A 25848-nucleotide genomic window follows, 5' to 3' on the forward strand; every position below is an offset into this window, starting at 1 on the left:
CCATCACCGTGATCGGTCCGTCCATCAGCGAGCTCAGCTCCCGGTCACCGACCAGCTGGCGGGATCCCAGAAGTTGACCTCCTGCGAGCCCGGAGCCTGGAAGCCCTGCAGCCGGTTGTTCACCGCCCACAGACCCATCGGGCTGTAGAGCCAGAACAGGTCGGCCTTCTCGTTGGAGATCTTCGCCGCCTGCGCGTACAGCTCGTCCCGCTTGGTCTCGTCGACGGTGCCGTTGGCCTCCTTCATGATCTTGTCCAGCTCCGGATCACAGAAGTAGTTGATGTTGCCGCCGTTGGGGTAGTGCTTGTCGCAGGCGGTGATCACCGAGACGTTGTCGGAGCTGATCGCGTAGTTGCCGCCGCCGTAGAGGACCATGTCGAAGTCCTTGTCGCCATAGATCTTGGCGATCTCGGACGGCTGCACCTGACGCAGCTTGACGTTGACCCCGACCTCCTTGAGCTGGCTCTGCACGATGGTCGCGCTGGAGTCGCGGTCACGCTGACCCGGCACCCACATCAGGTCGATCTCCTGACCGGGATCCCAGCCGGCATCGGCCAGCAGCTGCTTGGCCTTGGCCGGGTCGTAGGCGTAGTCGTTGAGGTCCTTCGGCGCCCGCGGCGTGTAGAAGTCGGAGTTCTGCACGACCGCCTTGCCGAGCAGCACCTTGTCGACCAGCTCGGACCGGTTCACCGCGTACAGGAAGGCCTGCCGGACCCGCTCGTCCTTGAAGTAGTCCCGGGACTGGTTGATCCCGAGCCGGACGAAGCCGGCGCCCAGCTTCTCCTGGACCTTCACCTGGTCGAAGCCCTGGATGGTCTCCAGGTCCAGCGGCGACACGGTCGCGACGTCGAGCTCGCCGTTGCCCAGCGCGGCCGTGGCCACGTCGGAGGTCATCGGCTTGAGGTAGACCTCGGCCAGCTTCGGCTTCGGCGTCGCGTTCTCGTTGGCCACCACGTGGACGTACTGGCTGGTCTTGTACTCGACGAACTTGAACGGTCCGCTGGTCACCTCGGGCTTGCGGAAGTACTCGTTGTCGTACAGCTCGCCGATCGGGATGTCGCCCAGCACATGATCAGGAAGGATCAGGATCGGACCGATCTGGGCCAGCAGACCGAAGTTCGGGATGGTCGTCTTGACCACCACGGTCTGCGGGTCGGGCGCGGTGATGCCGGACACCGTCTCGGCCTTGCCGTCGGTGACCTCCTTCGCCCCGACGACGCTGCTGAACAGGCTGGCCGAGGCGCTCTTGGCCTTCGGGTTCGCCACCGCGTTGTAGGTGAACAGCACGTCGGCCGAGGTGAGCGGGGTGCCGTCGTTCCATTTCAAGTCGGGCTTCAGCTTGAACGTGAAGGTCTTGGCGTCCGGGCTGATGTCGTAGGAGTCGGCCAGGATCGGCTGCAGCTCGAAGTTCGGATCCGCGCCGAGCAGGCTCTGGAAGATCAGCGAGTTGACCTGGCCGTCCGGACCGCTGGCCGGGGCCAGGGGGCCGAAGACGCCGGCCGGCTCCTGATACAGGTAGATGTTGACCGTTCCCCCGCCGGACTGGGTGCTTCCGGTGCCGGGAGCGCCGGGAGTCTCCGTCGCGGGCCCCGTGCACCCGGTGATGGCCAGGACGAGGGCGATTCCGAGCCCCAGTCCGAACCTGGTGAGTCTGTTCATGAACTACCTCACTTCAGCGAGATCCGGTCCCCCCGGACATCATGGAAATTTATTCCACGTACACGACGTGGTCAAGCGTTCGTCCCTCTGCCGGAGTTCGATTGAGCCTCGGAGATGGCTCAGCTATAGTCCCAGAAGCAGCAAGGTATGGAACACTATTCCACGTAACGCCTCTGTATCGGCGTAAACGACACAGCGTATCGGCGAAGGTGAGGACACTCGATGAACCTGCAGCCATCCGACGCACCGCGGGGACGCGCGTTGGCCGAGGCCGCGGCGAAGGTCATCCCGGGCGGGGTGAACTCGGCGACCCGTTACATCGGGGAACCGTATGCGTTCACGTCAGCCCAGGGTGCCTATCTCACCGACCTCGACGGCACCAGTTATCTCGACTATCACGCGGCATTCGGCGCGATCCTGCTCGGTCACAACGCCGAGCCGGTCAACCGGGCGATGAACCAGGCCCTGACCGGGCTCGATCTGTCGGGCCTCGGGGTGACCGAGCTCGAGGTCGCGCTGGCCGAGCGGATCTGCTCGATCATCCCCAGCGCCGAGAGCATGATCGCCACGGTCACCGGCTCGGAGGCCACGGCGCAGGCGATCCGGCTGTCCCGGGCCGCCACCGGACGCCGGCTGATCGTCAAGTTCCAGGGCGGTTTCCACGGCTGGCACGACCCGGTCGCGCGCAACGTGATCTCCGCCCCGGACCGGGCGTACGGCCTCGACCCGCTGTCCGCCGGCATCCTGCCCGAGGCGCTGGAGTCGACCCTGATCGCCGAGTTCAACGACCTCGGCTCGGTGCAGTCGCTGCTGGCCGAGCACGACGGCGAGGTCGCCGCGATCATCCTCGAGCCGATCCCGCACAACGTCGGCGCGCTGGTGCCGACCGCCGAGTTCGTCCAGGGGCTGCGTGAGTTGTGCACCAGCACCGGCACGGTGTTGATCTTCGACGAGGTGATCACCGGCTTCCGGCACGCCCTCGGCGGCTATCAGTCGATCTGCGGCGTGACGCCGGATCTGACCACGTTCGGCAAGGGGATGGCCAACGGCTACCCGGTCGGCGGGCTGGCCGGCCGCCGGGACCTGATGGAGCATTTCAACGGCCGCACCGGCAACGTGCTGCTGGCCGGCACCTTCAACGGCAACCCGCTGGGCTGCGCCGCCGCCCTGGCGACCCTGGACTACCTGGCCGAGCATCCGGAGTTCTACACCCGGACCTTCGATTTCGGAGCTCAGCTGCGCACCGGCTTGGACATGATCGTCGGCGACCTCGGCCTGGCCGCGCACGCCGCCGGCTTCGGCGGGGTGTTCAACCTCTACTTCACGCCGAACAAGCCGGCCGGCTTCCGTGATCTGCTCGAGAACGATCATGGGGCCTATGTCGCCTTCCACCGGTCCATGATCAACCGGGGCTTCCTGATGCTGCCGATGTCGCTGAAGCGCAACCACGTCTCCGGCGCCCACACCCAGGCCGACATCGACCGCACCCTCGAAGCAGCGGAGAAGGCCCTGGCCGACCTGGCGGCATGATCAGCTGCGCATCAGCTTGCCGGGGACACTGGAGAACTCCTCCATCCCCGGGCGGAACGGGTACCGGTTCTTGATCTCGTCGGTCAGTCGGACGCCGAGCCCGGGCTGATCGGGTCGGCCCACCCGGCCGTCGGCGAAGCTCAGCGAGTCGCCCCAGAGCTCGCGGTGCAACGGGCCGGCCGCCGGCGGCAGCTCGACGATCACCGTGTTCGGCGACGCGAACGCGGCGTGCAGATTCTGCATCACCGCGACCCCGGCTCCCCAGGCGTGGGGAGCGACCGAGCGGCCGGCGAGCTGTTGCTGCCGGCTGACCCGGACGAAGTCGATCGGGCCGAGCCAGGCCGCGTCCGGCTGGGCGACCGCGAACGCCTCCCGTTCCAGGAACGGCAGGAACTCGGCGAACGTGGACAGCTGCTCACCGCCGGCGACCGGCACCGCCGACCGGCGCCCGAGCTCCGCGTACCCGGTGAGATCGTGGTACGCCAGCGGTTCCTCGAAGAAGACGAGCCGGTACGGCGCCACGGCGTCGAGCACGGTGATCGCGGTCTCCGCGTCCCACCGGGTCGGCCCCTCCCGGTGGCCCATGTGGCCGTCGAGCAGGATCCCGACCTCGGGCCCGACCTGATCCCGCAACAGCGCGACCTTCGCCGCCTCCAGTTCGGCCGGCGAGGCCGTGGCCACCTCCTCCCGGGTGTCGGAATCCAGGTAACCGGAGGCGATCTTGAACGCGCTGAATCCCAACCCGAGATAGAAATCGACCTTCTCCAGCAGCCGATCGGTCGGCCAGGGCGACGGCCCGCCGGTGGCGTAGGCGGGGAGCCGGTCCGGCGCGTCCTGGTCGGAGCCGAGCAGCCGGTGCACGGGCAGGTCGAGCAGCTTGCCCTTGAGGTCGAGCAGCGCCGCCTCGATCCCGGAGATCACCGCGGCACCGAGCCCGGTGCGGGCCCAGTACTGGCAGCAGGTGCGGATCCGGTTGGTCAGCCGCTCGACGTCGAGGGTGTCCCCCTCGAACGATCCGGCGTTGATCAGGATCGGCCGGACGTAGTCGACGATCAGCGGCACGCTCTCCGGGAAGAAGTAGCCGGCGTAGGTCTCCCCCACTCCGACCACCCCGCTGTCCGTCACGATCTCGATCAGGGCGACGCTGCGCCACTGCTTGAACACGCTCAGCCAGGGATCGTCTGTGCACGGGCCGGTCAACAGGACCGACCGCACCTCGGTGATCATCATTCCCCCATGATCTCAGTTCGACGCTTGACATGGAACAGCGTTCTGCGTTGAATGCTGGCGGCGCGAGTTGCCTCCGGCGCCTCCCGACTTTGCCGGCCCGAAAGGCCAATGACCATGAAGCTGATGACGATCTACGCCCACCCCGCGGACACGATCACCAACTGTGGCGGCACCCTGGCCCGGCACGCCGAGGCGGGCGACGAGACCGTCGCCGTGATCCTCACCCACGGTGGCCGGATCCACCCCAACAAGTACGCCGAGGAGTGGCGCAAGGACGATCCCGACGCCGCCATCGTCGACGCCGATGTCGAGGCGATCATCGCCAACAAGAAGGGCGAGCTGGAGCGGGCGGCCGACATCGTCGGGATCAGCCGGATCCACACCCTCGATCACGACGACGCGATGAGCACGGTGCGCGAGGACGTGGTGGACCAGACCGCCGAGCTGATCGCGCAGGAGGGTCCGGACGTGATCATCTGCGACTACCCGCTGAACGCCGCGTACACCACCAACACCCACACCGCGGCGACCATGACGGCCCTGGCGGCGATCGGCCGGGCGGCCACCTTCCTGAAGAACCTGGACGGCTCGGCCGAGGTCAACGTCCGCCAGGTGTTCTTCACCTCCTACCCGACGTTCGCCGCCGACGCGCTCAGCGTGAACGGGGTCCGGAACGATCTCTACGTCGACATCACCCCGGTGGTCGGGAAGAAGATCGCCGCGATGGACTGCTTCGGCTCCCAGGGCTACGACGGGCTGTTCGCCCGCAAGCTGATCGAGTCCAACAACGGCGAGCACGGCCGGGTCGCCGGCGTGAACTTCGCCGAGGCCTACGTGCGCCACTTCAACGAGACGCACCCCCTGCTGCCGGTCACCGACGCCGCCCTCGCGGCCGATCCGTTGACCCGCCACGTGACGTACTCCGAGATCGACCTCCGCGCCAGCTACCCGACCCGGTAGTCTGCGTTCTACTGTGTGAGGCAGTAGTTCTGCTGAATGAGCCGAGGTTTTGGGGATGGTCGCTCACGTGATGATGGTCGGCGCCAGCCTGGCCGACCTCACTCCCCCGCTCGGCACCGAACTGGCCGGGCTGTTCGACGACCGGATCTCCACCGACGTGGAGAGCCCGCTGCTGGCGACCGCCTTCGCATTCGACTCCGAGGGCCGGGCCGTGCTGCTGATCGTCTGTGACCTGATCTATCTCCCGGCCGACCTGGTCGACCGGGCGAAGACGATCATCACCGAGCGGGTCGGGGTGCCGGCCGACCGGGTGGTGATCTCCTGCACGCACACCCACACCGGACCGGCCACCATCGCGACCCGGGTCGGCGCGAAGGTCGACAGCCGTTACCTGGAAGGTCTTCCGGTCCGGATCGCCGAAGCCGCGGTGCTCGCCTGGGCCCGGCGGCGGCCGGCGACGATCGCGGTCGGCACGGCCACGGTCGACGGCATCTGCTTCAACCGGCGCTATTTCACCGACGATGACTTCGTGATCACCCACTGGGGCAACCGGCCCGGCGAGCCGCGGCCGGCCGGGCCGACCGATCCGACGGTGACCGCGATCCTGGCCGAGGATCTCGACGGCCGCCCGTTCGCGCTGTGGGCCAACCTGTCGCTGCACTACGTCGGAATCGACGACGAGACCATGATCAGCTCCGACTACTACGGGCGGTTCGCCGCGGCGGTCCGGGCCCAGCTCGGTGATCAGGTGGTCGCCGCCCTGAGCAACGGCGCCTCCGGCGACATCAACAACGCCGATCCGCGGCGCCGGGTCACGCTGACCGGGACCCGGCGGTCGACCCTGGTGGCCCGGGCCGTCGCCGCGGCCGCGGTCGCCGCGACCGCGATGGCCGAGCGCCGCCGCGAGATCGTCGTCGACGCCCGCAGCCTGCCGTACCGGGCCGATCGCTATCCGGTCACCGCCGCCGATCTTGAACTGGCGGCGAAGATCATCGGGGCCGAGGCCCTTCGACAGGCTCAGGGAACAGACCAAGCCTTGCCGGCAGCCTGGTTCAGCTATGCCCGCGGCAACCCGGTGCCCGAGCCGCTCGGTCGGCGGTTCGCCCACAACCTGGCCGAGCTGGCCGAGCTCCCCGAAACGCGCCCGACCACGATCGGCCTGATCACCCTCGGTGAGCTCGGCCTGGTGGCACTGCCGGGCGAGGTCTTCGTCGAGCACGGCCTGCGGCTGAAGGAGCACTCGCCGCACCGGTTGACGGCGATCATCGGACTGGCCAATGATCATCTGGGCTACCTGCCCACCCGGCGGGCGTACGAGCTCGGCGGCTACGAGACCTGGCGCAGCCCGACCTCGTGGACCCGGCCGGGCACCGGCGAGGAGCTGGTCGAGACCGTCCTGGAGGCTTGGAAGGAGCATCGATGACCGATCGCTGGCACGATCGTTTCGCCTCCTGCGGCACCGGGGTGGTGATCGAGCCGGACGTGCAGATCGAGCATCCGGAGCTGTTCCACGTCGGTGACCGGGTCCGGCTCGGTCGCGGGTTCTACAGCCAGGGCGCGACCCGGGTGACGATCGGACCGGACAGCGCGTTCTATCCGCACTGCTTCCTGCAGGGCAGCGGCCGGCTGGAGCTCGCCGCCGAGGTCGACTTCTATCCCGGCAGCTATCTGTCGGTCGGCGGCGAGCACGGCGTGATCAGCGTCGGCCGGAAGAGCCACTTCGCCGCCGGGGGTGCGATCTACGGCGGCGGCGGGGTCAGTCTCGGTACCTACTGCAACATCGCCGCGCACGTGGTGATCACCTCGGTCCAGCACGATCCTCGGCGTCATGATCAACCGATGGCGTTGGCCCCGTCCACCGCCGCGCCGGTCACCATCGCCGACGACGTCTGGCTCGGCGCCAACGCCACCGTGGTCCAGGGCGTCACCATCGCCGAGGGCTGCATTCTCGGTGCCAACGGCGTGCTGACTCGCGACACCGAACCGTTCGGCATCTACGCCGGGGTGCCGGCCCGGCGGATCTCCGACCGCCGCCCCGCCTCCTGATCATGACCGAGCTCCTGATCACCGGCGGCAGCCTGCTCGACGGCACCGACGGGCCCGCCCGGACCGCGGAACTGTTGATCAAGGACGATCGGATCGCGGCGGTGCTGCCCGCCGGCACCGAGGTCGCCGGCGCCGAACGGCTGGAGGCCCGCGGGCAGATCGTCGCCCCGGGATTCATCGATGTGCACACCCATTCCGACGTCAGTGTGCTGCTGGACGGGCGCGCGGAGAGCAAGCTCCACCAGGGCGTGACGACCGAGGTGATCGGCAACTGCGGATTCTCCCCGTATCCATTAACGGCCGCGCACCGGCGGGATCAGCTGGATCTGCTGGCCGGGATCGGTGACGATCCGATCGAGGCCGACTGGACCGACCTGGACGGCTACGCCGCCGTCTTCGCCGAACGGGGAGTGGCGATCAACGTCGCGCCGCTGGTCGGCCACGGCCAGTTGCGGATCGCCGCGGCCGGGCTGGCGCCGGAACTCGACGCCGATCAGTTGCGCACCGGGCAGCGGCTGCTGGCCGAGCTGCTCGACCAGGGCGCGTTCGGGATGTCGACCGGCCTGACCTATCTGCCGTCCCGATTCGCCGGCACCGCCGAGCTGGTCGGGCTGTGCCGCATCCTGCGCCGGTCGGACGCGCTCTACGCGACCCATGCCCGGGACGAGGGGCCGGAGTCGATCGAGGAGGCGGCCGCGCTCGGGGCGACGACCGGTGTCCGGGTGCAGTACTCGCACCTGGCGATCAACCATCCCGACCACTGGGGCGAGGCGGCCGACCTGGTCGCCCGGTTCGACCGGCACCGGGCCGCGGGCGTCGACCTGGCCTACGACGTCTATCCCTACGACGCCTCGGCCTCGGCGCTGACCCAGTACCTGCCGGCGTGGGTGCAGGCCGGCGGCATCGCCGCGATGACCTCGCGGCTGGCCGAGCCGGCCACTCGACGCCGCGCGGCCGACGAGCTGGCCCGCGGCTGGGGCCGGGGCGTGCCGTGGCTCTGGGACCGGGTGATCCTGTCCCGGACCGACGGGCTGGTCGGTGCCCGGGAGGGCCTGACGGTGGCGGAGGCGGCGGCCGAGCTGAACGTCGCGGAGCCGGAGCTGGTGCTGGAGCTGTGCCGGGCGGGCGGCAACCGGGTCCAGGTGGTGCTGCGCTACCGGACCGAGCAGGACATGCGGACCTTCCTCCGACAGCCGTACGCCCTGATCGGCTCGGACGGATCGGCGCTGCCGTACCGGATCGACCGCCAGCCGCACCCGCGGGCCTACGGCGCCCACGCCCGGGTGCTCGGCCGGTACGTCCGCGACCTCGGCGACCTGTCCCTCGGCGCGGCGATCCACCGGCTGACCGGCGCCGCCGCCGACCGGATCGGGATCACCGACCGGGGCCGGCTGAGACCCGGGCTGGCCGCGGACGTCGTGATCTTCGATCCGGCCACGGTGGCCGACCGGGCCACGTTCCTGGAGCCGGCCCAGCCGCCGGTCGGCATCCGGCAGGTCCTGGTCAACGGCGCACCCGTGATCCGGGACGGCCGCCAGACACCGGCTCGGCCCGGTCGGGTGTTGCGTCGTGGGTGAGGGTCAGCCGGCGAGCGGATGCGCGGTCCGCCACGCGTCCGGGATCACTCGGTATTCCCGTTGTCGAAGCTCGCGGATGATCCGCTGCTCGGCACGCGCGAGCTCGATCAGTGTGCCGTTCACGGGTTGTCGGTCCGCCTCGTCCCGGTCACGGCAGAACGTCGCCGTACGCCGGATCGTATCTTCGGTGTCCGCGAGCCGCATGATCAACTCGCGCACGGACAGTCGTCCCAGTTCGTCGTCCATAACCACCTCGAACAGTCGTGTCACACCCGCACAGGGTCCCTCCCCTGCTGCCTGAGGTCGTTCCTGATTCTTGATGTCGCCTCGACCCGTGTCAACCGTTCAGGTGAACCAGATCACACACCGAAACACCGAGTTTCCGGGCTTGCGCCCCGTCGATCACGCCAGAACCAATTAATCGTGCGCCCTTGACAAATTGCCGGAAGCCTTGCGACTCTCTGCTGCATGGCGAAGATCGATTCCCGACCGTTGACCCGGCGGACACTGATCGGGGCCGGCGCGGCACTCGGGCTGGCCGGGGTCGTGACCGGATGCTCCAACGGCGGCCGCGGCGGATCCTCCGGCGCCAACGACGCCGCCTCGAAGGCGAAGGTCCGGCCGGCCTACCTGCGGTACGAGGGGGTCGAGCCCGATCTGCCGGGCCACGAGTTCGGCATCCCCGACGCCTACCTCCGCTACCCGGCCGACCCGGTGCGGGTGATCACCGATCCGCCCGGCGACGGGAAGCCGATCGAGGTGCTGACGAGCACCAACACCCCGATCCCGCCCAAGCTCAGCCAGAACGAGTTCTGGCAGCGGTTCAACGAGCGGGTCGGCTCGCCGGTGCAGATCAATCTCACGCCGTCGGTCGACTACGGCCAGAAGTTCGCCACCGCCGTGGCCGGCGACACCCTGGGCGACATCTTCATGATCGGCGCCATCCCGCAGAAACCGCAGCTGCTGGCGGCCAAGGCCGTCGACCTGACCCCGCACCTGTCCGGCGACAAGATCAAGAAGTATCCGTTCCTGGCCAACCTGCCCGACACCAGTTGGAACGCGGCGATCTTCGACGGCAAGATCTACGGCGTCCCGATCCCGCGCGGAGCGATCAGCACCGAGGTCCTGTACGCCCGCAAGGACGTCTTCGAGTCCCAGGGGCTGCCACTGGAGGTGACGAGCGCCGAGGAGTTCGTCCAGCTCTGCCGGCAGCTCACCGACGCCCGGCGGAACCGGTTCGCGCTGGCCGACCTGCCGACCCAGTTCGTCCGCAACATGTTCGCCATCCCCAACGCCTGGAGCGAGGCCGACGGCCGGCTGGTCAGCAGCCTGGAGGATCCGGCGCAGCAGGACGCCCTCGCCCTGCTGCAGCAACTCTGGAAGTCCGGCTTCGTTCACCCCGACGCTTTCACCGGGCAGAACCATGATCGAAAGACCCGGTTCGGCAACGGCACCGGCCCGTTGGTCCCGGGCACCTTCAGCGGCTGGCCGACCTATCTGCAGACGATGGCGCCGGGAGGAGAGATCGCGATCATCGGTCCGCCCGCGCACGACGGGTCCGGCGTCGGCCACACCTGGCTCGGCGCTCCGACGATCTCGGTCACCGCCATCAGCAAGGCGGCCGAGGGCCGGGTCGAGACGATGCTGGCGTACCTGAACTATCTGGCCGCCCCGTTCGGGACGAGCGAATACCTGTTCCGCAAGTACGGCACCGAGGGTGTCGATCATGACTTGGTCGACGGGAACCCGGTGCTGACGCAGCTGGGGTTCGCCGAGACTCAGCTGGGCCTGGCGTATCAGGCCGACGGACCGTGGGCGATCTTCCTGCCCGAACGGACCGGAAGCAGCCAGGCCTGCTTCGACGCGATGAAGGAGATCTGCCCCGACGCGCTGGCCAATCCGGTCGACGGCCTCTACTCCGAGACCAACATCCGCAAGGGCGGCCAGCTCAACCGCGACATCGACAGTCTGACCAGCGACATCATCCAGGGCCGCAAACCGGTGTCGGCCTGGACGCAGGGAGTCGCGAAGTGGAAGAGCGCCGGCGGCGACAAGATCGCCGACGAGCTGTACGCCGCCTACTCGGCCGCCCGCTGACCGCTCGGACCGAAGGGAGTCGCCGTCCTGTGAGCCGGCCGAACATCATCTACCTCCACACCCACGACACCGGGCGCCACATCGAGCCCTACGGGGCGCCGATCCGCACCCCGCGGCTGCAGCAGTTCGCCGAAGAGTCGGTGGTGTTCCGCAACGCCCACTCGGTCGCGCCGACCTGCTCCCCGAGCCGGGCCGGGTTGCTGACCGGGCAGTGGGCCCACACCGCCGGCATGCTCGGCCTGGCCCACCGCGGCCACCGGCTGAGGGACTACGGCCGGCATCTGGTCCACACCCTGCACCGGCACGGCTACACCTCGGCGCTGGCCGGGGTCCAGCACGAAGCGACCGGTGCCGACGCGGCGACGAAGATCATCGGCTATCACGAGCGGTTGCCGGTTGATCAAGCTCTGGCGCCGGCCCGCCGCGACGCGGCCGTGAACTATCTGCGACGCGATCACGACCGGCCGTTCTTCCTCTCGATCGGCCTGCAGGAGACCCACACGATGCCGTCCACCGGGTGGCTCTTCGGTCATCCCGGCACCGACGACCGGTGGAACGCGCCGGCTCCGACGATGCCGGACACGATGATCACCCGGCGGGACATGGCGTCGTTCCAGGCGGCCGCGCTGCAGGTCGACCAGACCCTTGGCGCGGTCCTGGACACGCTGCAGGAGCAGGGTCTGGCGGAGAACACGATCGTCCTGGTGACCACCGATCACGGCCTGGCGATGCCCGGGATGAAGTGCACGCTCGGCGCCGCCGGCACCGGGGTGATGATGATGCTGCGTGGCCCCGGTCTGCCGGCCGGACTCGCCGTCGACTCCCTGGTCAGCCAGGTCGATGTGTTCCCCACCCTGTGTGCGCTGCTCGACCTCGAATCACCGTCGTGGCTCCAGGGTCGGTCCCTGCTGCCGGCGCTCGCCGGCCGGCCGGTCCGGGACGAGACGTTCGCCGAGATCACGTACCACGTCGCCTATCAGCCGCAGCGTGCCATCCGCACCGACCGGTGGCTCTACGTCCGGTCGTTCGACGACTGGGACCGGCCCCGGCTGCCCAATGTGGACGCGTCACCGAGCAAGAAGCTGTGGATCGACGCGGGCTGGGCGGAGCAGCAGACCCCGACGGTACGGCTGCACGACCTCACCCTCGATCCGCACGAACTGCGCAATCTGGCCGACTGTCCGACCGCGGCGGCGACCCGAGCCGACCTGGATCGACGGCTCGAGAGTTGGATGACCGAAACCGACGATCCGCTGCTGCGCGGCCCGGTCCCGCCGCCCGCCGGGTTTCCTCCCGAACCGCCCGGTGCCCGGTCGCTACGCTGAGCCGGTGGCCTCCCGCACTGACCTCATGGTGCGCCAGCGCAACGCGACCGCCTCGGCGATCATGCGGACCCTCGTCCGGGAGGGACCGATCGGGCGCAAGGAGCTCGCCGCGGCGACCGGGGTCAGCTTCACCACGATCACCAAGACCGTGGCGGAGTTGATCGAGCTCGGCGCGCTGACGGAAGCGGCGCCGGCGGCCCCACGCGGGGCCGGCCGACCGGCCGTGCCGCTCGACCTGCCGGGCCGGCAGCGGCTCGTGGTCGGCGCCCACCTGCACCCGGGGAGCACCACCTGCGGCGCCTTCACGCTGCGCGGCGAACGGGTGGCTTGGCGAGCGGCACCCGCCCACGGCCGGACCCAGCGGGAACGGATCGAGGAGGCGGCCCAGCTGGTCGACGAGGTGGTGACCGAGGCGGGGGTCGAGGCCGTCCTGGGCATCGGGATGGTGACCCCCTGGGCCGAGGTGCACCACGGCGCACCGCCGCCGCTGCTGTCCGACGTCGATCACGACGAGCTCCGCGCCGGGCTGCGGCGACGACTCCCGCACCCGGTGCGGCTCGAGCCCAACGTCCGCGCGATGGCGGTCGAGCACTACTGGTGGAACGACGGCGGCGACGACGTCCTGACCGTGCTCGTCGGGCGATCCGTCCGGGTGGCGCAGATGCGCGGCGGCGAACTGGTCTGGGACGGCCCGGGGGCGGGCGGGCTCGTCTCCCACCTCGTCGTCCCCGGCTCCGGCTTCGGCTGCGAATGTGGCCAGGTCGGCTGTGTCAAGGCGACCTGCACCGACGACGCGCTGGTCCGGCGGGCCGTAGCGGGCGGGCTACTACCGCCGGGCTCGGCACAGCACGACCTGTATCCCCGCACCGACCCGGAGCCGCTGCGTCAACTGCGCCGCGACCGGGCCGAGGAGCTGGGTCGGGTGATCCCGCTGATCATGAGTCTGGTCGCCCCGGCCCAGACCGTCGTGCGGGGCCGATTGGGCACCCCGGAGGAGATCTCGGCCTGCATCGACGCGATCCGCCACCGCTACCGCGCCCTGGTCGGACGCGACCCCGACGTCAAGTACTACGACGGCGGCCGCCCCGACCTCTGGGCCCGCGGCTCCGCCGCCCTCGCCCTCGACCGCTACCTCGCCTCGCCCCTCGAACACGAAACCTCCCGACTTGTCAGAACTGAGTAGCCCTATGGCACAACTCAGTTCTGACAACTCGGCGGGAGGTTGTGGATAACCCTCAGAGGGCGGCGGCGATGGCGCTGAGCAGGTTGACCGGGCTGGTCAGCCGGTCGACGTCGATCGCCTGGCCGGTCTCCCAGACGTTGACGAACTTGGCCAGCAGCGGGGCGTTGTAGTCGCCGCCGAGGGTCAGTTCCTTGGCCTCGATGCCGCCGGTGCCGACCAGGTACGCGTGGAACGGGACCCGGAAGCCGTCGCCGGGGACGACGAAGACGAACTCGACCTCGACGTCGCCGATCAGGGTGCGGGCGGTCGTGGTGTCGCCGCGGCGGACGACGTCGACCTGCTGGTCCTCGGCGATCACCGGGTTGCCGAGGATTTCCAGCGCGGCCTCGACGTGGTGGATGCCGTAGAAGAAGAGCCCGGAGTATTCGCTGTCCGGGTCGGCGGGGCCGGCGACGGTCAGCCGACGCAGCTCCCTCAGGCTCTCCCGGGCCGCCGCGAACTCGGCGATCTCCGGCACGAAACGCAGCGCCGAGGAGGAGTCGAGCGGGGTGCTGCTCGCCTGGGCCGCGGCGATGACCGCCTGGGCGTCGGCCGGCGTGGTGGCGAACGGCTTGTCCATCAGGACCGGCAGACCGGCCTTGAGCAGCGGCTCGGCCTGCTCGCGGTGCCGGGCGCCGTCCCGGGTGCAGATCACCGCGGCGTCGACCAGGCCGATCAGGTCCTCCGGTGTCTCCACGATCGTACTGATGTCGCCGGCCTCGGCGAGCGTCTTGTTCCGCTCCGATTCGCCGCCGACGAGGGCGGTGGCCCGGTAGCCGGGGTGACGCTCCTCCTTGTTCAGCAGCCGGATGAAGTGGTCGGTGTGCGAGTTCTCGGTCCCGATGAAGCCGATGCGTTTCACGCGAACTGGTCCTATCGATGAGTCGTGGGTTGGGTACGAAATCAGAGGAAGCCGGTCTGGTTGCGGGCCTCGGTGATGATGCTGATCTGGCGGCGGACGCTGGCCGGGGTGACGAACAGATCGGCGCCCTCGCGCAGCGTGGCGTAGATCGTCCGGTAGTAGTTCTGGGTCCGCTCCGCCGGCGGCTCGATCGGCAGCGTCTCCTCGGACCACTCGATGGTCTCGGACCGCCCGTAGGCCCGGCCCACGGCCGCGTCCGGGCTGGCCTCGAGGTCGGGCAGCGCGGCCGGATCGAACCAACGGACCTTGAGCTCGCTCATCGAGCCGACGATGCCGCCGGCCGTGCCGGCGATGAACCAGTGGTCCTGCGGGAAAGCGACCGCGGCGCTGGACTCGACCTCGACCAGCGGACCCTTCTCGGGCTTCAAGATCAGCTTGACGTGATCTTCGGCGTCGCCGGCGGAGACGGTCCGGCGCAGATCGGCGAACACCGAGACCGGGCTGTCCCCGACCAGCAGCAGCAGTTGATCAAGGAAGTGGGACACCGTGTTGGGCAGCTCGCCACCGCCGTGCGAGCGCAGCGTCTGCCAGTCGGCCCGTCGGGCGAACCGGTGGATGGCGCGGCGAACCAGCACCACCTCGCCGATCCGGCCGGAGTCGATGATCTCCCTGATCTTCAGGAACGACGGCTCGAACCGGTTGTTCTGGAAGCAGGTGACGATCTTGCCCGCCGCGTCGGCCACGGCGGTCAGCTGATCGACCTCCTCGACCGACTGGGCCAGCGGCTTCTCCACGATCACGTGTTTGCCGGCCTGCAGCGCCGCCACCCCGAGCGGGACGTGGGTGAACGACGGCGTCGCGACCACCACCAGCTCGACCTGGTCGTCGGCGATCAACTGCTCCGGCTCGGAGTAGGTGGTGGCACCGAAGTCCTTCGCCGCCTCCTGCTGCCGCTCGGCCAGCGGATCGGCGACCGCGACCACCCGGAACTGATCACCCAGCGCCCGCAGGCCGGCGGCATGGATGTTCCAGCCGCTGCGTCCGAGCCCGATGATGCCGACTCTCACCTGATCCGATGACAAGGAAATCTCCCCTTAGGTTTGGTTCGCTCCAGTTGGTCCCGGTGCGGTGCGATCAGCCCTTGACCGCGCCGATGATCACGCCCTTGGCGAAGTGCTTCTGCAGGAACGGGTAGACCATGCAGATCGGCACCAGGCTGACCACCAGGATGGCCATCTGCAACGACTGCTGCGGCGGGATGTAGTCGCCGGGCAGGTCGACGCCGATCGAGGAGTTGTCCACCACGTAGGTCCGCAGCACCAGCTGCAGCGGCCACTTCTCGGTCGAGTTGATGTACAACACCGCGTTGAAGAACGCGTTCCAGTACGAGACCGCGTTGAACAGCGCGATCACCGCCAGCGCCGCCTTGGACAGCGGCACCATGATCGTGGTCAGGATCCGGAACTCCCCCGCACCGTCGATCCGGGCCGCCTCGATGATCTCTTTCGGGACTTCCAGGAAGAACCCGCGCATCAAGATCACCTGGAACCCTGACACCATCGTCGGCAGGATCAGCGACCAGTACGAGTCGATCAGGCCGAGCTGCTTGACCAACAGGTAGTTCGGGATCATGCCGGCGGAGAACAGCATGGTGAACAGCACCATCAGCAGGATCGGCCGATGGGCGAAGGTGCCGGGCCGGGACAGCGCGTACGCCAGCATGGTCACCACGGTGACCGACAGCGCCGAGCCGACCAGGGTGATCAGGATCGAGACGATCGTGGCCCGGGTGACCACGCCACCGCGGAAGATCGCCTCGTAGGCGGCCAGCGTCGGCTTCTCCGGGAACAGCACGTAGCCGCCGGCCGCGTTGATCTGCGACTGATCGGCCAGGCTGGTCGAGATCACCGCGACGAACGGCATGATCACCAGCAGCGAGGCGATCAGCAGCACGATCCCCTTGAGGATCCGGATCGGGATGCTCGGCGGGTTCGCGCCGTTGATCGCGCGCAGTCGCGCGCTCTGACTCATCCCCGGGATGGTGACCGGCTTGCGCTTCTTGCGGGGCGGCGAAGTCATTGTGCTCATCGTGATCAGTCCTTCGTCGAGTAGACGCCGCGTTCACCGAAGATGTGGGCCACCTTGTTGGCGCCGAGCACGAGCGCGGTGCCGATCAGGCCCTTGACCAGTCCCACGGCCGCTGAGGCACCCCAGTTGCCGCCGACGATGCCGCGGTTGTAGACGTAGGTGTCCAGCACCTCCGACGCCTCGAGCCCGACCGGGCCCTGCTGCAGGAAGATCTGCTCGAAGCCGACGGTCAGCGCGTCACCGAGCCGCAGGATCAGCAGCAGGATGATCACGCCGCGGATCGCCGGCAGGGTCACGTGCCACAGCTGGCGCAGCCGACCGCCACCGTCCACCGCGACCGCCTCGTACAGATCGAGGTCGACCCGGGAGATCGCGGCCAGGAAGATGATCGTGCCCCAGCCCGCGTCCTTCCAGATGATCTGGGACGTGATCAACGGGATGAACAGCGACGGTTCGCCGATGATGTTCATGGTGAGGAAGTCGTTCTGCCGGGCCCAGGTGTTGTAGAGGCCCGCATTGCCCAGCATGTGCTGGAAGATCGCGACCACGATCACCCAGGACATGAAGTGCGGCAGGTACAAGATCGACTGCACGACCCGCTTGATCTTCTCGCCCAGCAGCGAGTTCAGCAGCAGCGCCAGGGCGATCGGCACCGGGAAGACGAACACGATCTGCACCAGCGAGATGATCAACGTGTTCTTCAACGCGTTGAGGAAGTAGGGATCACCGTTGAAGATGATCTCGAAGTTCTCCAGCCCCACCCACGGCGCTTCCCAGATCCCCAGATACGGCTGGTAGTCCTTGAAGGCGATCACGTTGCCGAGCAGCGGGACGTAGTGGAACACCAGCACCAGCAGGACGCCCGGTAGGGCCAGCAGCAGCAGCGGCTTGTCCCGCCAGAACCGCCCGAAGGCCGACAGCTTGCGATCCCCCGGCACCCTCGGTGACCCGCCGGCGCGAAGCTCGTCGTTCGTCGGCTCGACGTCCCCGGCGCCGATCGCGGTGTCGGTTCTCTGCGAACTCATGCCACCTCCCTCTTCCCTGAGCGACTTCCCCCGGTCGAGAACCGAAATGTCAACACAGCGATTTCACTGAATGAAACCGCCTCACGGTGCCTCGGCAAGCCTTTCCCGCACGCTATTGCAACCGATTGCAAATAGCAAGGGTGACCGGCGTAAATGATCTGTTACGGGGTGGTGCCGCTGGGCTCCTTGCCCTCGATCAGGTCCATGAACACGTCTTCCAGCCGACCGCCATGACGTTCGGTGAGCTCCGCCACCGGACCGGTCGTCAGCACCCGGCCCTGATGCATCATCACGACGTGGCTGCAGGTCAGCTCGACCTCGGCCAGCAGGTGGCTGGACAACAGGACCGTGCGACCCGATGCCGCGTACTCGGCGAGGACCGCCCGCATCGCCCTGATCTGTGGCGGATCGAGCCCGTTGACCGGTTCGTCCAAGATCAGCAACTGCGGCAGGCCGAGCATGGCCTGGGCGATGCCGAGCCGCTGCCGCATCCCCTGGCTGTAGCCACCCACCCTGCGCTTGACCGCCGACCCGAGATCGGCGATCCGCAGCGCCTCGTCGAGGTACGCCTCCTCGATCGGTCGCCCGGTCGCGGCCCAGTGCGCGCGGAGGTTGTCGAGGCCGGACAGGTGCGGCAGGAAGCCCGGTCCCTCGACCAGCGCGCCGACCGATCGCAGCACCGGAGCCCCCGGCCGGACCGGCCGGCCGAGCACGTACGCGGTGCCGGAGTCGGGCCGGATCAGCCCCATCATCATCCGGATCGTCGTCGTCTTGCCCGCGCCGTTGGGCCCGAGCAGCCCGACCACCTGGCCCGGCTCGGCCCGGAACGAGACCTGGTTGACGGCGCGGACCCGGGCGGCGCCGAAGCGGTCCCGGTAGCTCTTGGTCAGGCCGTCCACGGCCAGCGGGGTGTCCCGCAACTCCGGCCGCTCCTCGCCGTCGACGGCCAGCGCCGCGGCCCGCCGACGGCCGATCACGATCGCGCCGATCGCGGCCAGCAGCAACACCCCGACCACGATCGGCAGCCAGACCGTGATCGAGAAGCGGTTCACCGGCGCCACCTCGACGGGGATCGGGTCGAGACTGGGCAGGTCGAGCGATTCGTCGACCAACTCGAGTTGATAGGCCGCCGCCTGGTCGGGCAGGGCATAGGCCTGGTCGGTGCTGGAGATCACCAGTTGGACCCGGTGTCCGGGGCCGAACCGGTGGGCGATCGGCGCCAGGTTGAGCGTGACGTCCTTCGCCTTCCCCGGCTCCAGCCCCTCGATCCGGATCGGCGCCACCGCCAGCGCGGGCAGCACGGCACTGGTCGGATCGGATCCGCCGCCGGCCGAGTCCGGGCCGAGGTCCCACAGGGCGGCGAACAGGGTGGCTGAGCCGGTGGACGAGGTGAGCCGGACCCGCGCCCGCGGGCTGCCGACCAGGGTCAGCGGCTCCGCGACCGGCTCGCTGGTGAAGGCGACCGACTGCCCGGGCAGCACCCCGATCCGGTACGCCTCGGTGCCGGTCAGGGAGGCGAGTTGCCGGCCCAGCCCGGGCAGGTTGGTCAGCGCCGCCGGCACCCCGCCGGGTGGCGCGATCATCCGTTGCCGGTCGCCGCCCAGAGGCAGCGAACCCCGCCGCATCGGCGGCGCGTTGCGGCCCGGGTAGCTGGCGCTGGTCAGCTGGTCGACCGGGCGTTGGGCGCCGTCGGCCGACGGCCGATTCTCGGGGATGGCGACTTCGAACATCGGCCGCGGCTCGGCCGTCTCGGCCCGGAGATAGTGCCCGAACCAGGCCTCGAGCTCGCCGAACAGCGGATCGATCGCGATGTCGCCGTCGTGCCCGCCGGTCACCCAGGCCATCCGGGCCGGCGTCGTCGCCGGCAGCCCGCGGAAGTTGGCGTCGGCATGGTCCAGCGGAAAGAGCGAGTCGTTCTCGCCGGCAATGATCAAGGTCGGCGCCGAGATCCGGTCCAGGACATGGCTTGGGCTCGACCGGTCCAACAGGTCGACCAGCGCCGGATTGGGCCGGCCGGTCCGCGCGGTCTCCAGGTAGGCCCGGCACAGGTCGAGGGCGAACCGGCCGCAGAGGGACTGGTCCGGCTGCTGATCCGGGCTCTCGGGATTGCGGGTGTCGAGGAAGAACAGCGCGGCCCAGCGGGCCTTGAACACCCCGGCCGCCTCGACCGGATCGACCTCCCCCGGTGACTCCTGGGTCCCGCCGGTCGCGTACTGCGGGAACAGGGCCTGCGGCAGGCTGTTCCAGGTGAAGGCCGGCGCGATCGCGTCCACCCGCGGATCGGTGCCGCCGAACAGGGTGGACGCGCCGCCGTAGGAGACACCGGCCAGACCGATCACCGGGTCCGTGCCGTTCTTGATCACCTCGGGCAGGGTCGTCGCGAAGTCGATGATCTTGGTCAGATCGGCCACCTCGAAGTCCGGGTGATCGAGATGGATCAGCCCGCCGGAATCGCCGAAGCCGCGGGCGGTGTAGGTGATCACCGTGTAGCCGCCACCGGCCAGCCGGCGCGCGGACTCGGCGCTGTCGGCCTTGCTGCCGTTGAAGCCGTGGCTGAGCACGATCGCCGGCTGCGGCTCCCCCGGCTTGGCCGTGAACACCGATCCGTCCAGCTCGACCGGGCCCGAGCCCGGTTCCGGTGTGCCGGCGATCCGGACCGGCGTCTCGACCACCTCGTCGGCGCGGGCCGGCGTCGTGGGTACGGCCAGCAGTCCGACCAGGAGCAGCAGGGCCAACAGGATCCGGACCGGTGCGACGAACCGGTGGCGGCGCGGAGACTTCGACACAGATCAGCCGCCGACGAAGCGGTGAGTGCCGCCGGCGACGACGTGCCGCGGCCCGGTCAGCACGGACGGGTCGGTCCGCGGGTCGGCGGGATAGATCACCAGGTCGGCCCGGGCGCCCGGCTCCGGCCGGTCCGACCGGCCGAGCCAGCGCCGGGCCCGCCAGGAGCCGGCCGCCAGCGCACCCTCGGCGCCACAGAAGTCGGCCATCCGGGCGATCTCGGTGCCGATCAGCCCGTGTGGCTGGTAACCCCCGGCGTCGGTCCCGGCATAGATCGGCACGCCCGCGTCCCAGGCGGCGGCCATGGTGGAGCGGTGGCCGGCCTGGAGGGCCCGCATGTGCTTGGCGTACGCCGGGAACTTCTCCTCACCCTGGGCCGCGAACCGTTCGAACAGGCTGACCTGGATCATCGTCGGCACCAGCGAGATCTGCCGCTCGGCCATGATCGCGATCAACTCGTCGGTCAGGCCGGTCCCGTGCTCGATCCCGTCCACGCCGGCATTGATCAACTCCTCGGTGGCCTGCTCGCCGAAGACGTGGGCGGTGACCCGGACGCCGAGCTGGTGGGCGCGGTCGATCGCCGCGCGGGCCAGCTCGACCGGCCACAACGGGGCCAGGTCGCCGAGGCTGCGGTCGATCCAGTCGCCGACCAGCTTCACCCAGCCGTCACCGGCCGCGGCCTGGCGTTCGACCGCCGCGATCAACTCGGCCGGTTCGATCTCGTCGGCGAAGTTGCGCAGATAGCGCTTCGGCCGGGCGATGTGCCGACCGGCCCGGACGATCCGCGGCAGGTCGGGCCGGTCGTCGACCCAGCGGGTGTCCGAGGGCGAGCCGGCGTCCCGGATCAGCAGCACCCCGGCATCGCGGTCGGCCAGCGCCTGAGCCTCGGCCGTGGCCCGGTCCACCGCACCGCCGGCGTCCAGCCCGACGTGGCAGTGGGCGTCGACCAGTCCGGTCAGGATCCAACCGTCGCTGCCGATCGAGGTCGCGTCCGCCACCGGCCCTTCGCGGAGGAGTCCGTCGACGACCCAGAGGTCGACGGACTCCTCCGCGGGTAGCAGCGTGCCGGAAATGTGGAGCCGGTCGGGGTTCGGTCCGGGCGCCGGCGCCATGACCTACTTGCCCTGATTATTGATCATTTTGCCAAGGCCGGGCGGCAACTGGAAGTCCTTGATGGCCTGCTCCAGCTGTTCTGGTTCCATTCCGCCGCCGAACGCGGCCGCCGGATCGACGGTCTCCTCCGGCTGGCCCGACTTGGCCGCGGCCCGTTTGGCCGGGTTTCCGGACACCTTCTTGCCGCGCTTGTTCTTCTTGCCCTGCTTGGCCGCGGGCCGCTTCGCCGCTCCCGGCAGGCCCGGCATGCCGGGCATCCCCGGCATGCCCTTGCCCGTCGCGAGCTGGCTCATCATCTTGCGAGCCTCGAAGAACTTGTTCACCAGATTGTTGACCGCCGACACCTCGACCCCGGAGCCGCGGGCGATCCGGGCCCGCCGGGAGCCGTCGATGATCTTGGGATTGTCCCGTTCCGACGGCGTCATCGAGTGGATGATCGCCTCGATCCGGTCCACTTCCTTCTCGTCGATTCCGGCGATCTGGTCCTTCATGTCGCCCATCCCCGGCAGCATGCCGAAGATCTTGGACAGCGGACCCATCTTGCGCACCATCTGCATCTGCTGCAGGAAGTCGGAGAGGCCGAACTCGCCGCCGCCCTTGGTGGTCAGCTTGGCCGCGGCCTTGGCCGACTGCTCGGCGTCGAACGTCTTCTCCGCCTGCTCGATCAGCGTGAGCATGTCGCCCATGCCGAGGATCCGGCTCGCCATCCGGTCGGGATGGAACAGGTCGAAGTCGTCGACCTTCTCACCGTTGGAGGCGAACATGATCGGCCGGCCGGTGGCCTTGGCGATGGACAACGCGGCACCGCCGCGGGCGTCGCCGTCGAGCTGGGTGAGGACCACCCCGTCGAACCCGACGCCGTCGGCGAACGCGTTCGCGGTGTTGACCGCGTCCTGGCCGATCATCGCGTTGACCACGAACAGGACCTCGTCCGGGTTCACCGCATCCCGGATGTCGATCGCCTGCTGCATCATCTCGGCGTCCACGCCGAGCCGGCCGGCGGTGTCGACGATCACGATGTCGTACAGCTTGCGTTCGGCCTCCGCCATGGAAGCGCGGGCCACCGCCACCGGATCACCCGTACCGTTGCCCGGCTCCGGCGCGAAGACCTGGACCCCGGCCCGCTGACCGACCACCTGGAGCTGGTCGACCGCGTTCGGCCGCTGCAGGTCGGCCGCGACCAGCAGCGGCGAGTGACCCTGGCCCTTCAGCCAGTACGCCAGCTTGCCGGCCAGCGTCGTCTTGCCGGCACCCTGCAGGCCGGCCAGCAGGATCACCGTCGGCGGGTTCTTCGCGAACCGGATCACCCGGGTCTCGCCGCCGAGGATGTTGATCAGTTCCTCGTTGACGATCTTGATGATCTGCTGGCCGGGATTCAGCGCGCCGCTCAGCTCGGCCGACTGGGCCCGCTCCCGGATCGCGGCGATGAAGTCCTTGACCACGGCCAGTGCGACGTCGGCCTCGAGTAGCGCTCGGCGGATCTCCCGCGCGGTCGCGTCGATGTCGGCCTCGGTGATCCGGCCCTTGCCGCGCAGGCTCTTGAACGTCGCGGCCAGGCGGTCCTGCAGTGTGTCGAACACGAGCTTCCTCGAAGGTGCTTGATGGCAAGACCCGCGGCACGGGTCAGACGGCTGTCCTGGCCAGCCTAACGGGGCCGCCAATCCGGCGCGGCGCTCAGTCGACCAGCCGGGCCGGATTGACCACGACCTGGTACGGCCTCGTCAGCACCAGCTCCGTGTCGCCCTCGGCGCGGCCGGCCTCGACGTAGCGCCCGTCCACCAGCTCCCAGGCCGCGATGGAGGGGACGTCGGGATCCACTACCCAGTAGCTCGGGCAGCCCGCGTCCTCGTACCGGGAGTGCTTGAGTATCTGGTCGAACTGCCGGGTGTTCGCCGATACGACCTCGATGATCAGTTCCGGCATTCCGGCCAACTGCTCCTCGCCGAGCCGATCTCGCCGAACCACCAGGGCGTCGGGACGAAGCAGGCTGTCCTCGGCGAGGTCGACGTTCAGCGGTCCGATGAACACTTCCAGTTCCTCAGGGCAGTTCCGCTGGAGCAGAATCACCAGCTCGCGCAAGGCGCCCTGATGCTGCCACGTCGGCGTCGGGGTCACGATCAACACACCATCGATGAGTTCGTAACGACGCCCATCGTCGGGCAACTCCTCAAGATCCGCCTTCGTGAACGGCGCGCCGGGCACCGGCCAGGTAGCGACGACCTTTGCGCTCATCGCCGCTTTGCGATCAGCCGCGCTGGATTCACGACGACCGGATACGGCCGTTCCAATGACAATTCAGTCGACCCTTCGGCGCGGCCGGCCTCGACATACCGCCCGGCAACCAGATCCCAAGCGACAATCGACGGCAATTCGGGATCGACGACCCAGTAGCTCGCGCAACGGGCTTGCTCGAACCGGGAACGCTTGAGGACGAGGTCGAACCTCCTGGTGCTGGGCGACAACACCTCGACCGCCAGTTCCGGCACACCGGACAAATCCCCACCGTCGGCAAGCCGATCCTCACGGACCACCAGGATGTCCGGCTGCAACACCGTGTCTTCGGCGACATCGACATCGAGCGGCGCAAAGAACACCTCCAGCCAGCCCGGGCAGCTGGCATCAAGCAAGTCGAAGACTCCGGCTGCGGCACGCTGATGCAACCACGATGGCGACGGGCTCACGACCAGCACTCCGTCGATGAGTTCGTAGCGGCGCCCGTCCTTGGGCAACTCATCGAGGTCTGCCCGGGTCATCGGTCGCCCGGGCAGCGGCCAGGTAGCCGCCGCATGCGCCGTCATAGCTGTCATCGTAGTTCCTCCCCCGCGTCATCGGCAGAACGTAACGGGCGCCGCTGACAGCGACTGCGGACCGCATGCCGGGCCTCCGCGAATGGATCAGAAACCGTTTGTCCTAGATTCGTTCCAGCATGTCCTTCCTCCTCGATCTGACGCCGTTACGGACGTCGCCGTCGTTCCGGCGGCTGTGGTGGGGCCTCGGCATCTCCAACTTCGGCACCCAGCTGACCGTGGCCGCGGTCGGCCTGCAGGTGTACGCGATCACCGGCTCGACCTTGGCGGTCGGCGTGCTCGGCGTCTGCGCCCTGGTGCCCCTGATCGTGCTCGGTCTCTACGGCGGTGCGCTGGTCGACACCTACGACCGGCGGAAGGTGGCCCTGGCCTCGTCGTTCGGGCTCTGGCTGGTGGTGATCCTGCTCGCGGTCCAGGCCTGGCTGCACCTCAACTCCGTGCCGCTGCTGTACGGCCTGGTGGCGCTGCAGTCGGCCGGGTTCGCGATCAACAATCCGGCCCGCTCGGCGATCATCCCGCGGCTGGTCGACCCGTTGCTGCTGCCGGCGGCGAACGTGCTGCAGACCGTGCTCTGGAACGTCGCGCTCACCGTCGGCCCGCTGCTCGGCGCGTTCCTGGTGGCCACCTGGGACTTCGCCGAGGTGTACACGATCGACGCCGTGCTGTTCACCGCGGCGCTCTGGGCGCTCTGGCGGCTGCCCGACCTGCCGCCGGTCGACGGAGCCGCCGACCGGGCCGACGACCGGACCGCCAACGGGGCCGGGCCGAACGGGAGGCGGCGCGGGCGCGGCTTCTGGATGGTGCTGGACGGACTGCGTTATCTGGCCACCCGGCCGAACGTCCGGATGACGTTCCTGGTCGACCTGATCGCGATGATCTTGGCGATGCCGCGAGTGCTGTATCCGGCGGTCGGTGTGTTGATCATCGGCGGCGGCGCGATGACCACCGGGATCCTCGGCGCCGCCTTCGCGGTCGGCGCGGTGCTGGCCGGGCTGTTTTCCGGCACCCTGGTCCGGATCCGCCGCCAGGGCCGGGTGATCGCCGCCGCGATCCTGGCATTCGGTCTCGCCGTCACCGGCTTCGGCGTGGTGCTGGTGATCACCGGGCCGACCTCGCCGGGCAACGTGCTGATCGGCTCACTGCTGGCCGCGATGATCTTCCTCGCCCTGGCCGGCGCGGCCGACGCCGTCAGCTCGGTGTTCCGGCAGACCATCCTGCAGTCGGCCACCCCGGACTCGATGCGCGGCCGGTTACAGGGCGTGTTCATCGTCGTCGTCGCCGGCGGCCCACGCCTCGGCGAGCTGGTGATCGGCGCCGAGGCGAACTGGTTCGGCGAACACTGGGCCGCGGTGATCGGCGGCCTCAGCTGCGTCATCGTGCTGACCGTCGTGCTCGCCGTCCAACGCCGCTTCCTGGCTTACGACGCCCGCGACCCACAACCCTGACCTCACGGCGGGCGATTTGATCTTGGGATTTCACTTGTTCTGCTGCGATTGTGGGCTGCGATTGTGGGTGGTGACAGC

General features: G+C 69.1%; 21 protein-coding genes. 9 read left to right on the forward strand and 12 right to left on the reverse strand.

Annotated features, from left to right (window positions below):
* Window positions 1–33 precede the first annotated feature (33 nt).
* Window positions 34–1659, reverse strand: a complete 1626-nt coding sequence (locus FNH24_RS11560; RefSeq protein ID WP_152362343.1) for an ABC transporter substrate-binding protein — start codon at window positions 1657–1659, stop codon at window positions 34–36.
* Between the two features lie 222 nt (window positions 1660–1881).
* On the opposite strand from FNH24_RS11560, the gene FNH24_RS11565 reads away from it, so the two are divergent.
* On the forward strand, window positions 1882–3189 hold the full coding sequence (locus FNH24_RS11565; RefSeq protein ID WP_152362344.1) for an aspartate aminotransferase family protein: 1308 nt from the start codon (window positions 1882–1884) through the stop codon (window positions 3187–3189).
* Here the strand turns inward: FNH24_RS11565 and FNH24_RS11570 are convergent, their stop codons facing one another.
* Window positions 3190–4419 carry a mandelate racemase/muconate lactonizing enzyme family protein gene (locus tag FNH24_RS11570; protein ID WP_152362345.1) on the reverse strand — a complete coding sequence of 410 codons (1230 nt, stop codon included), beginning with the start codon at window positions 4417–4419 and terminating at the stop codon, window positions 3190–3192.
* A 123-nt stretch (window positions 4420–4542) separates the two neighbouring features.
* Here FNH24_RS11570 and FNH24_RS11575 point away from each other — a divergent pair, with 123 nt between their 5' ends.
* From FNH24_RS11575 to FNH24_RS11590, 4 genes are read left to right on the forward strand one after another with little or no spacing between them, the layout of a single operon-like run.
* Window positions 4543–5379, forward strand: a complete 837-nt coding sequence (locus FNH24_RS11575; RefSeq protein WP_161606101.1) for a PIG-L deacetylase family protein — start codon at window positions 4543–4545, stop codon at window positions 5377–5379.
* A gap of 55 nt (window positions 5380–5434) precedes the next feature.
* A complete protein-coding gene (locus FNH24_RS11580; protein WP_152362347.1) occupies window positions 5435–6802 on the forward strand; it encodes a hypothetical protein in 1368 nt (455 codons plus the stop codon).
* Window positions 6799–7425, forward strand: a complete 627-nt coding sequence (locus FNH24_RS11585; protein WP_152362348.1) for an acyltransferase — start codon at window positions 6799–6801, stop codon at window positions 7423–7425. Before FNH24_RS11580 ends, FNH24_RS11585 begins: the two co-directional genes overlap by 4 nt.
* Window positions 7426–7427: 2 nt before the next feature.
* Window positions 7428–9002 carry an N-acyl-D-amino-acid deacylase family protein gene (locus tag FNH24_RS11590; RefSeq protein WP_152362349.1) on the forward strand — a complete coding sequence of 525 codons (1575 nt, stop codon included), beginning with the start codon at window positions 7428–7430 and terminating at the stop codon, window positions 9000–9002.
* Window positions 9003–9005: 3 nt separating this feature from the next.
* On the opposite strand, the gene FNH24_RS11595 is transcribed toward FNH24_RS11590, so the two are convergent.
* Window positions 9006–9248, reverse strand: a complete 243-nt coding sequence (locus FNH24_RS11595; RefSeq protein ID WP_152362350.1) for a hypothetical protein — start codon at window positions 9246–9248, stop codon at window positions 9006–9008.
* Between the two features lie 222 nt (window positions 9249–9470).
* On the opposite strand from FNH24_RS11595, the gene FNH24_RS11600 reads away from it, so the two are divergent.
* The 3 genes from FNH24_RS11600 to FNH24_RS11610 are packed head-to-tail and all read left to right on the forward strand — an operon-like array spanning window position 9471 to window position 13607.
* Window positions 9471–11099, forward strand: coding sequence for an extracellular solute-binding protein (locus FNH24_RS11600; RefSeq protein ID WP_152362351.1), 1629 nt, complete (start codon window positions 9471–9473; stop codon window positions 11097–11099).
* Between the two features lie 29 nt (window positions 11100–11128).
* Window positions 11129–12424: a sulfatase family protein gene (locus FNH24_RS11605; protein WP_217428168.1), complete on the forward strand. Its 1296-nt coding sequence runs from the start codon at window positions 11129–11131 to the stop codon at window positions 12422–12424.
* 4 nt (window positions 12425–12428) lie between these two features.
* On the forward strand, window positions 12429–13607 hold the full coding sequence (locus FNH24_RS11610; RefSeq protein WP_152362352.1) for an ROK family transcriptional regulator: 1179 nt from the start codon (window positions 12429–12431) through the stop codon (window positions 13605–13607).
* A 52-nt stretch (window positions 13608–13659) separates the two neighbouring features.
* Here FNH24_RS11610 and FNH24_RS11615 read toward each other — a convergent pair whose 3' ends face one another.
* The 9 genes from FNH24_RS11615 to FNH24_RS11655 form a co-directional block, all read right to left on the reverse strand.
* A complete protein-coding gene (locus FNH24_RS11615) occupies window positions 13660–14508 on the reverse strand; it encodes a Gfo/Idh/MocA family oxidoreductase (RefSeq protein WP_152362353.1) in 849 nt (282 codons plus the stop codon).
* 41 nt (window positions 14509–14549) lie between these two features.
* Window positions 14550–15575: a Gfo/Idh/MocA family protein gene (locus FNH24_RS11620; protein ID WP_152362354.1), complete on the reverse strand. Its 1026-nt coding sequence runs from the start codon at window positions 15573–15575 to the stop codon at window positions 14550–14552.
* Between the two features lie 67 nt (window positions 15576–15642).
* Window positions 15643–16587, reverse strand: coding sequence for a carbohydrate ABC transporter permease (locus FNH24_RS11625; protein ID WP_246186847.1), 945 nt, complete (start codon window positions 16585–16587; stop codon window positions 15643–15645).
* Window positions 16588–16601: 14 nt separating this feature from the next.
* Complete coding sequence (locus tag FNH24_RS11630; protein ID WP_152362356.1) at window positions 16602–17621, reverse strand: ABC transporter permease; 1020 nt, start codon at window positions 17619–17621, stop codon at window positions 16602–16604.
* A gap of 161 nt (window positions 17622–17782) precedes the next feature.
* Window positions 17783–20407 (reverse strand): alpha/beta fold hydrolase, encoded by a 2625-nt coding sequence (locus tag FNH24_RS11635; RefSeq protein ID WP_152362357.1) that lies wholly within the window; start codon window positions 20405–20407, stop codon window positions 17783–17785.
* Between the two features lie 3 nt (window positions 20408–20410).
* Window positions 20411–21517 (reverse strand): amidohydrolase family protein, encoded by a 1107-nt coding sequence (locus tag FNH24_RS11640; protein WP_152362358.1) that lies wholly within the window; start codon window positions 21515–21517, stop codon window positions 20411–20413.
* 3 nt (window positions 21518–21520) lie between these two features.
* A complete protein-coding gene (gene ffh, locus FNH24_RS11645; protein ID WP_152362359.1) occupies window positions 21521–23098 on the reverse strand; it encodes a signal recognition particle protein in 1578 nt (525 codons plus the stop codon).
* A 94-nt stretch (window positions 23099–23192) separates the two neighbouring features.
* Window positions 23193–23750, reverse strand: coding sequence for a Uma2 family endonuclease (locus FNH24_RS11650; RefSeq protein ID WP_152362360.1), 558 nt, complete (start codon window positions 23748–23750; stop codon window positions 23193–23195).
* The gene (locus tag FNH24_RS11655; protein WP_246186848.1) at window positions 23747–24316 is read right to left on the reverse strand and encodes a Uma2 family endonuclease; all 570 of its coding nucleotides are present in this window, start codon (window positions 24314–24316) and stop codon (window positions 23747–23749) included. The genes FNH24_RS11650 and FNH24_RS11655 overlap by 4 nt, the downstream gene beginning before the upstream one ends.
* A gap of 128 nt (window positions 24317–24444) precedes the next feature.
* Here FNH24_RS11655 and FNH24_RS11660 point away from each other — a divergent pair, with 128 nt between their 5' ends.
* Window positions 24445–25770, forward strand: a complete 1326-nt coding sequence (locus FNH24_RS11660) for an MFS transporter (protein WP_152362361.1) — start codon at window positions 24445–24447, stop codon at window positions 25768–25770.
* Window positions 25771–25848 lie beyond the last annotated feature (78 nt).

The sequence above is a fragment of the Microlunatus speluncae genome, assembly GCF_009299835.1.
GTDB classification, from domain to species: Bacteria; Actinomycetota; Actinomycetes; order Propionibacteriales; family Propionibacteriaceae; genus Microlunatus; species Microlunatus speluncae.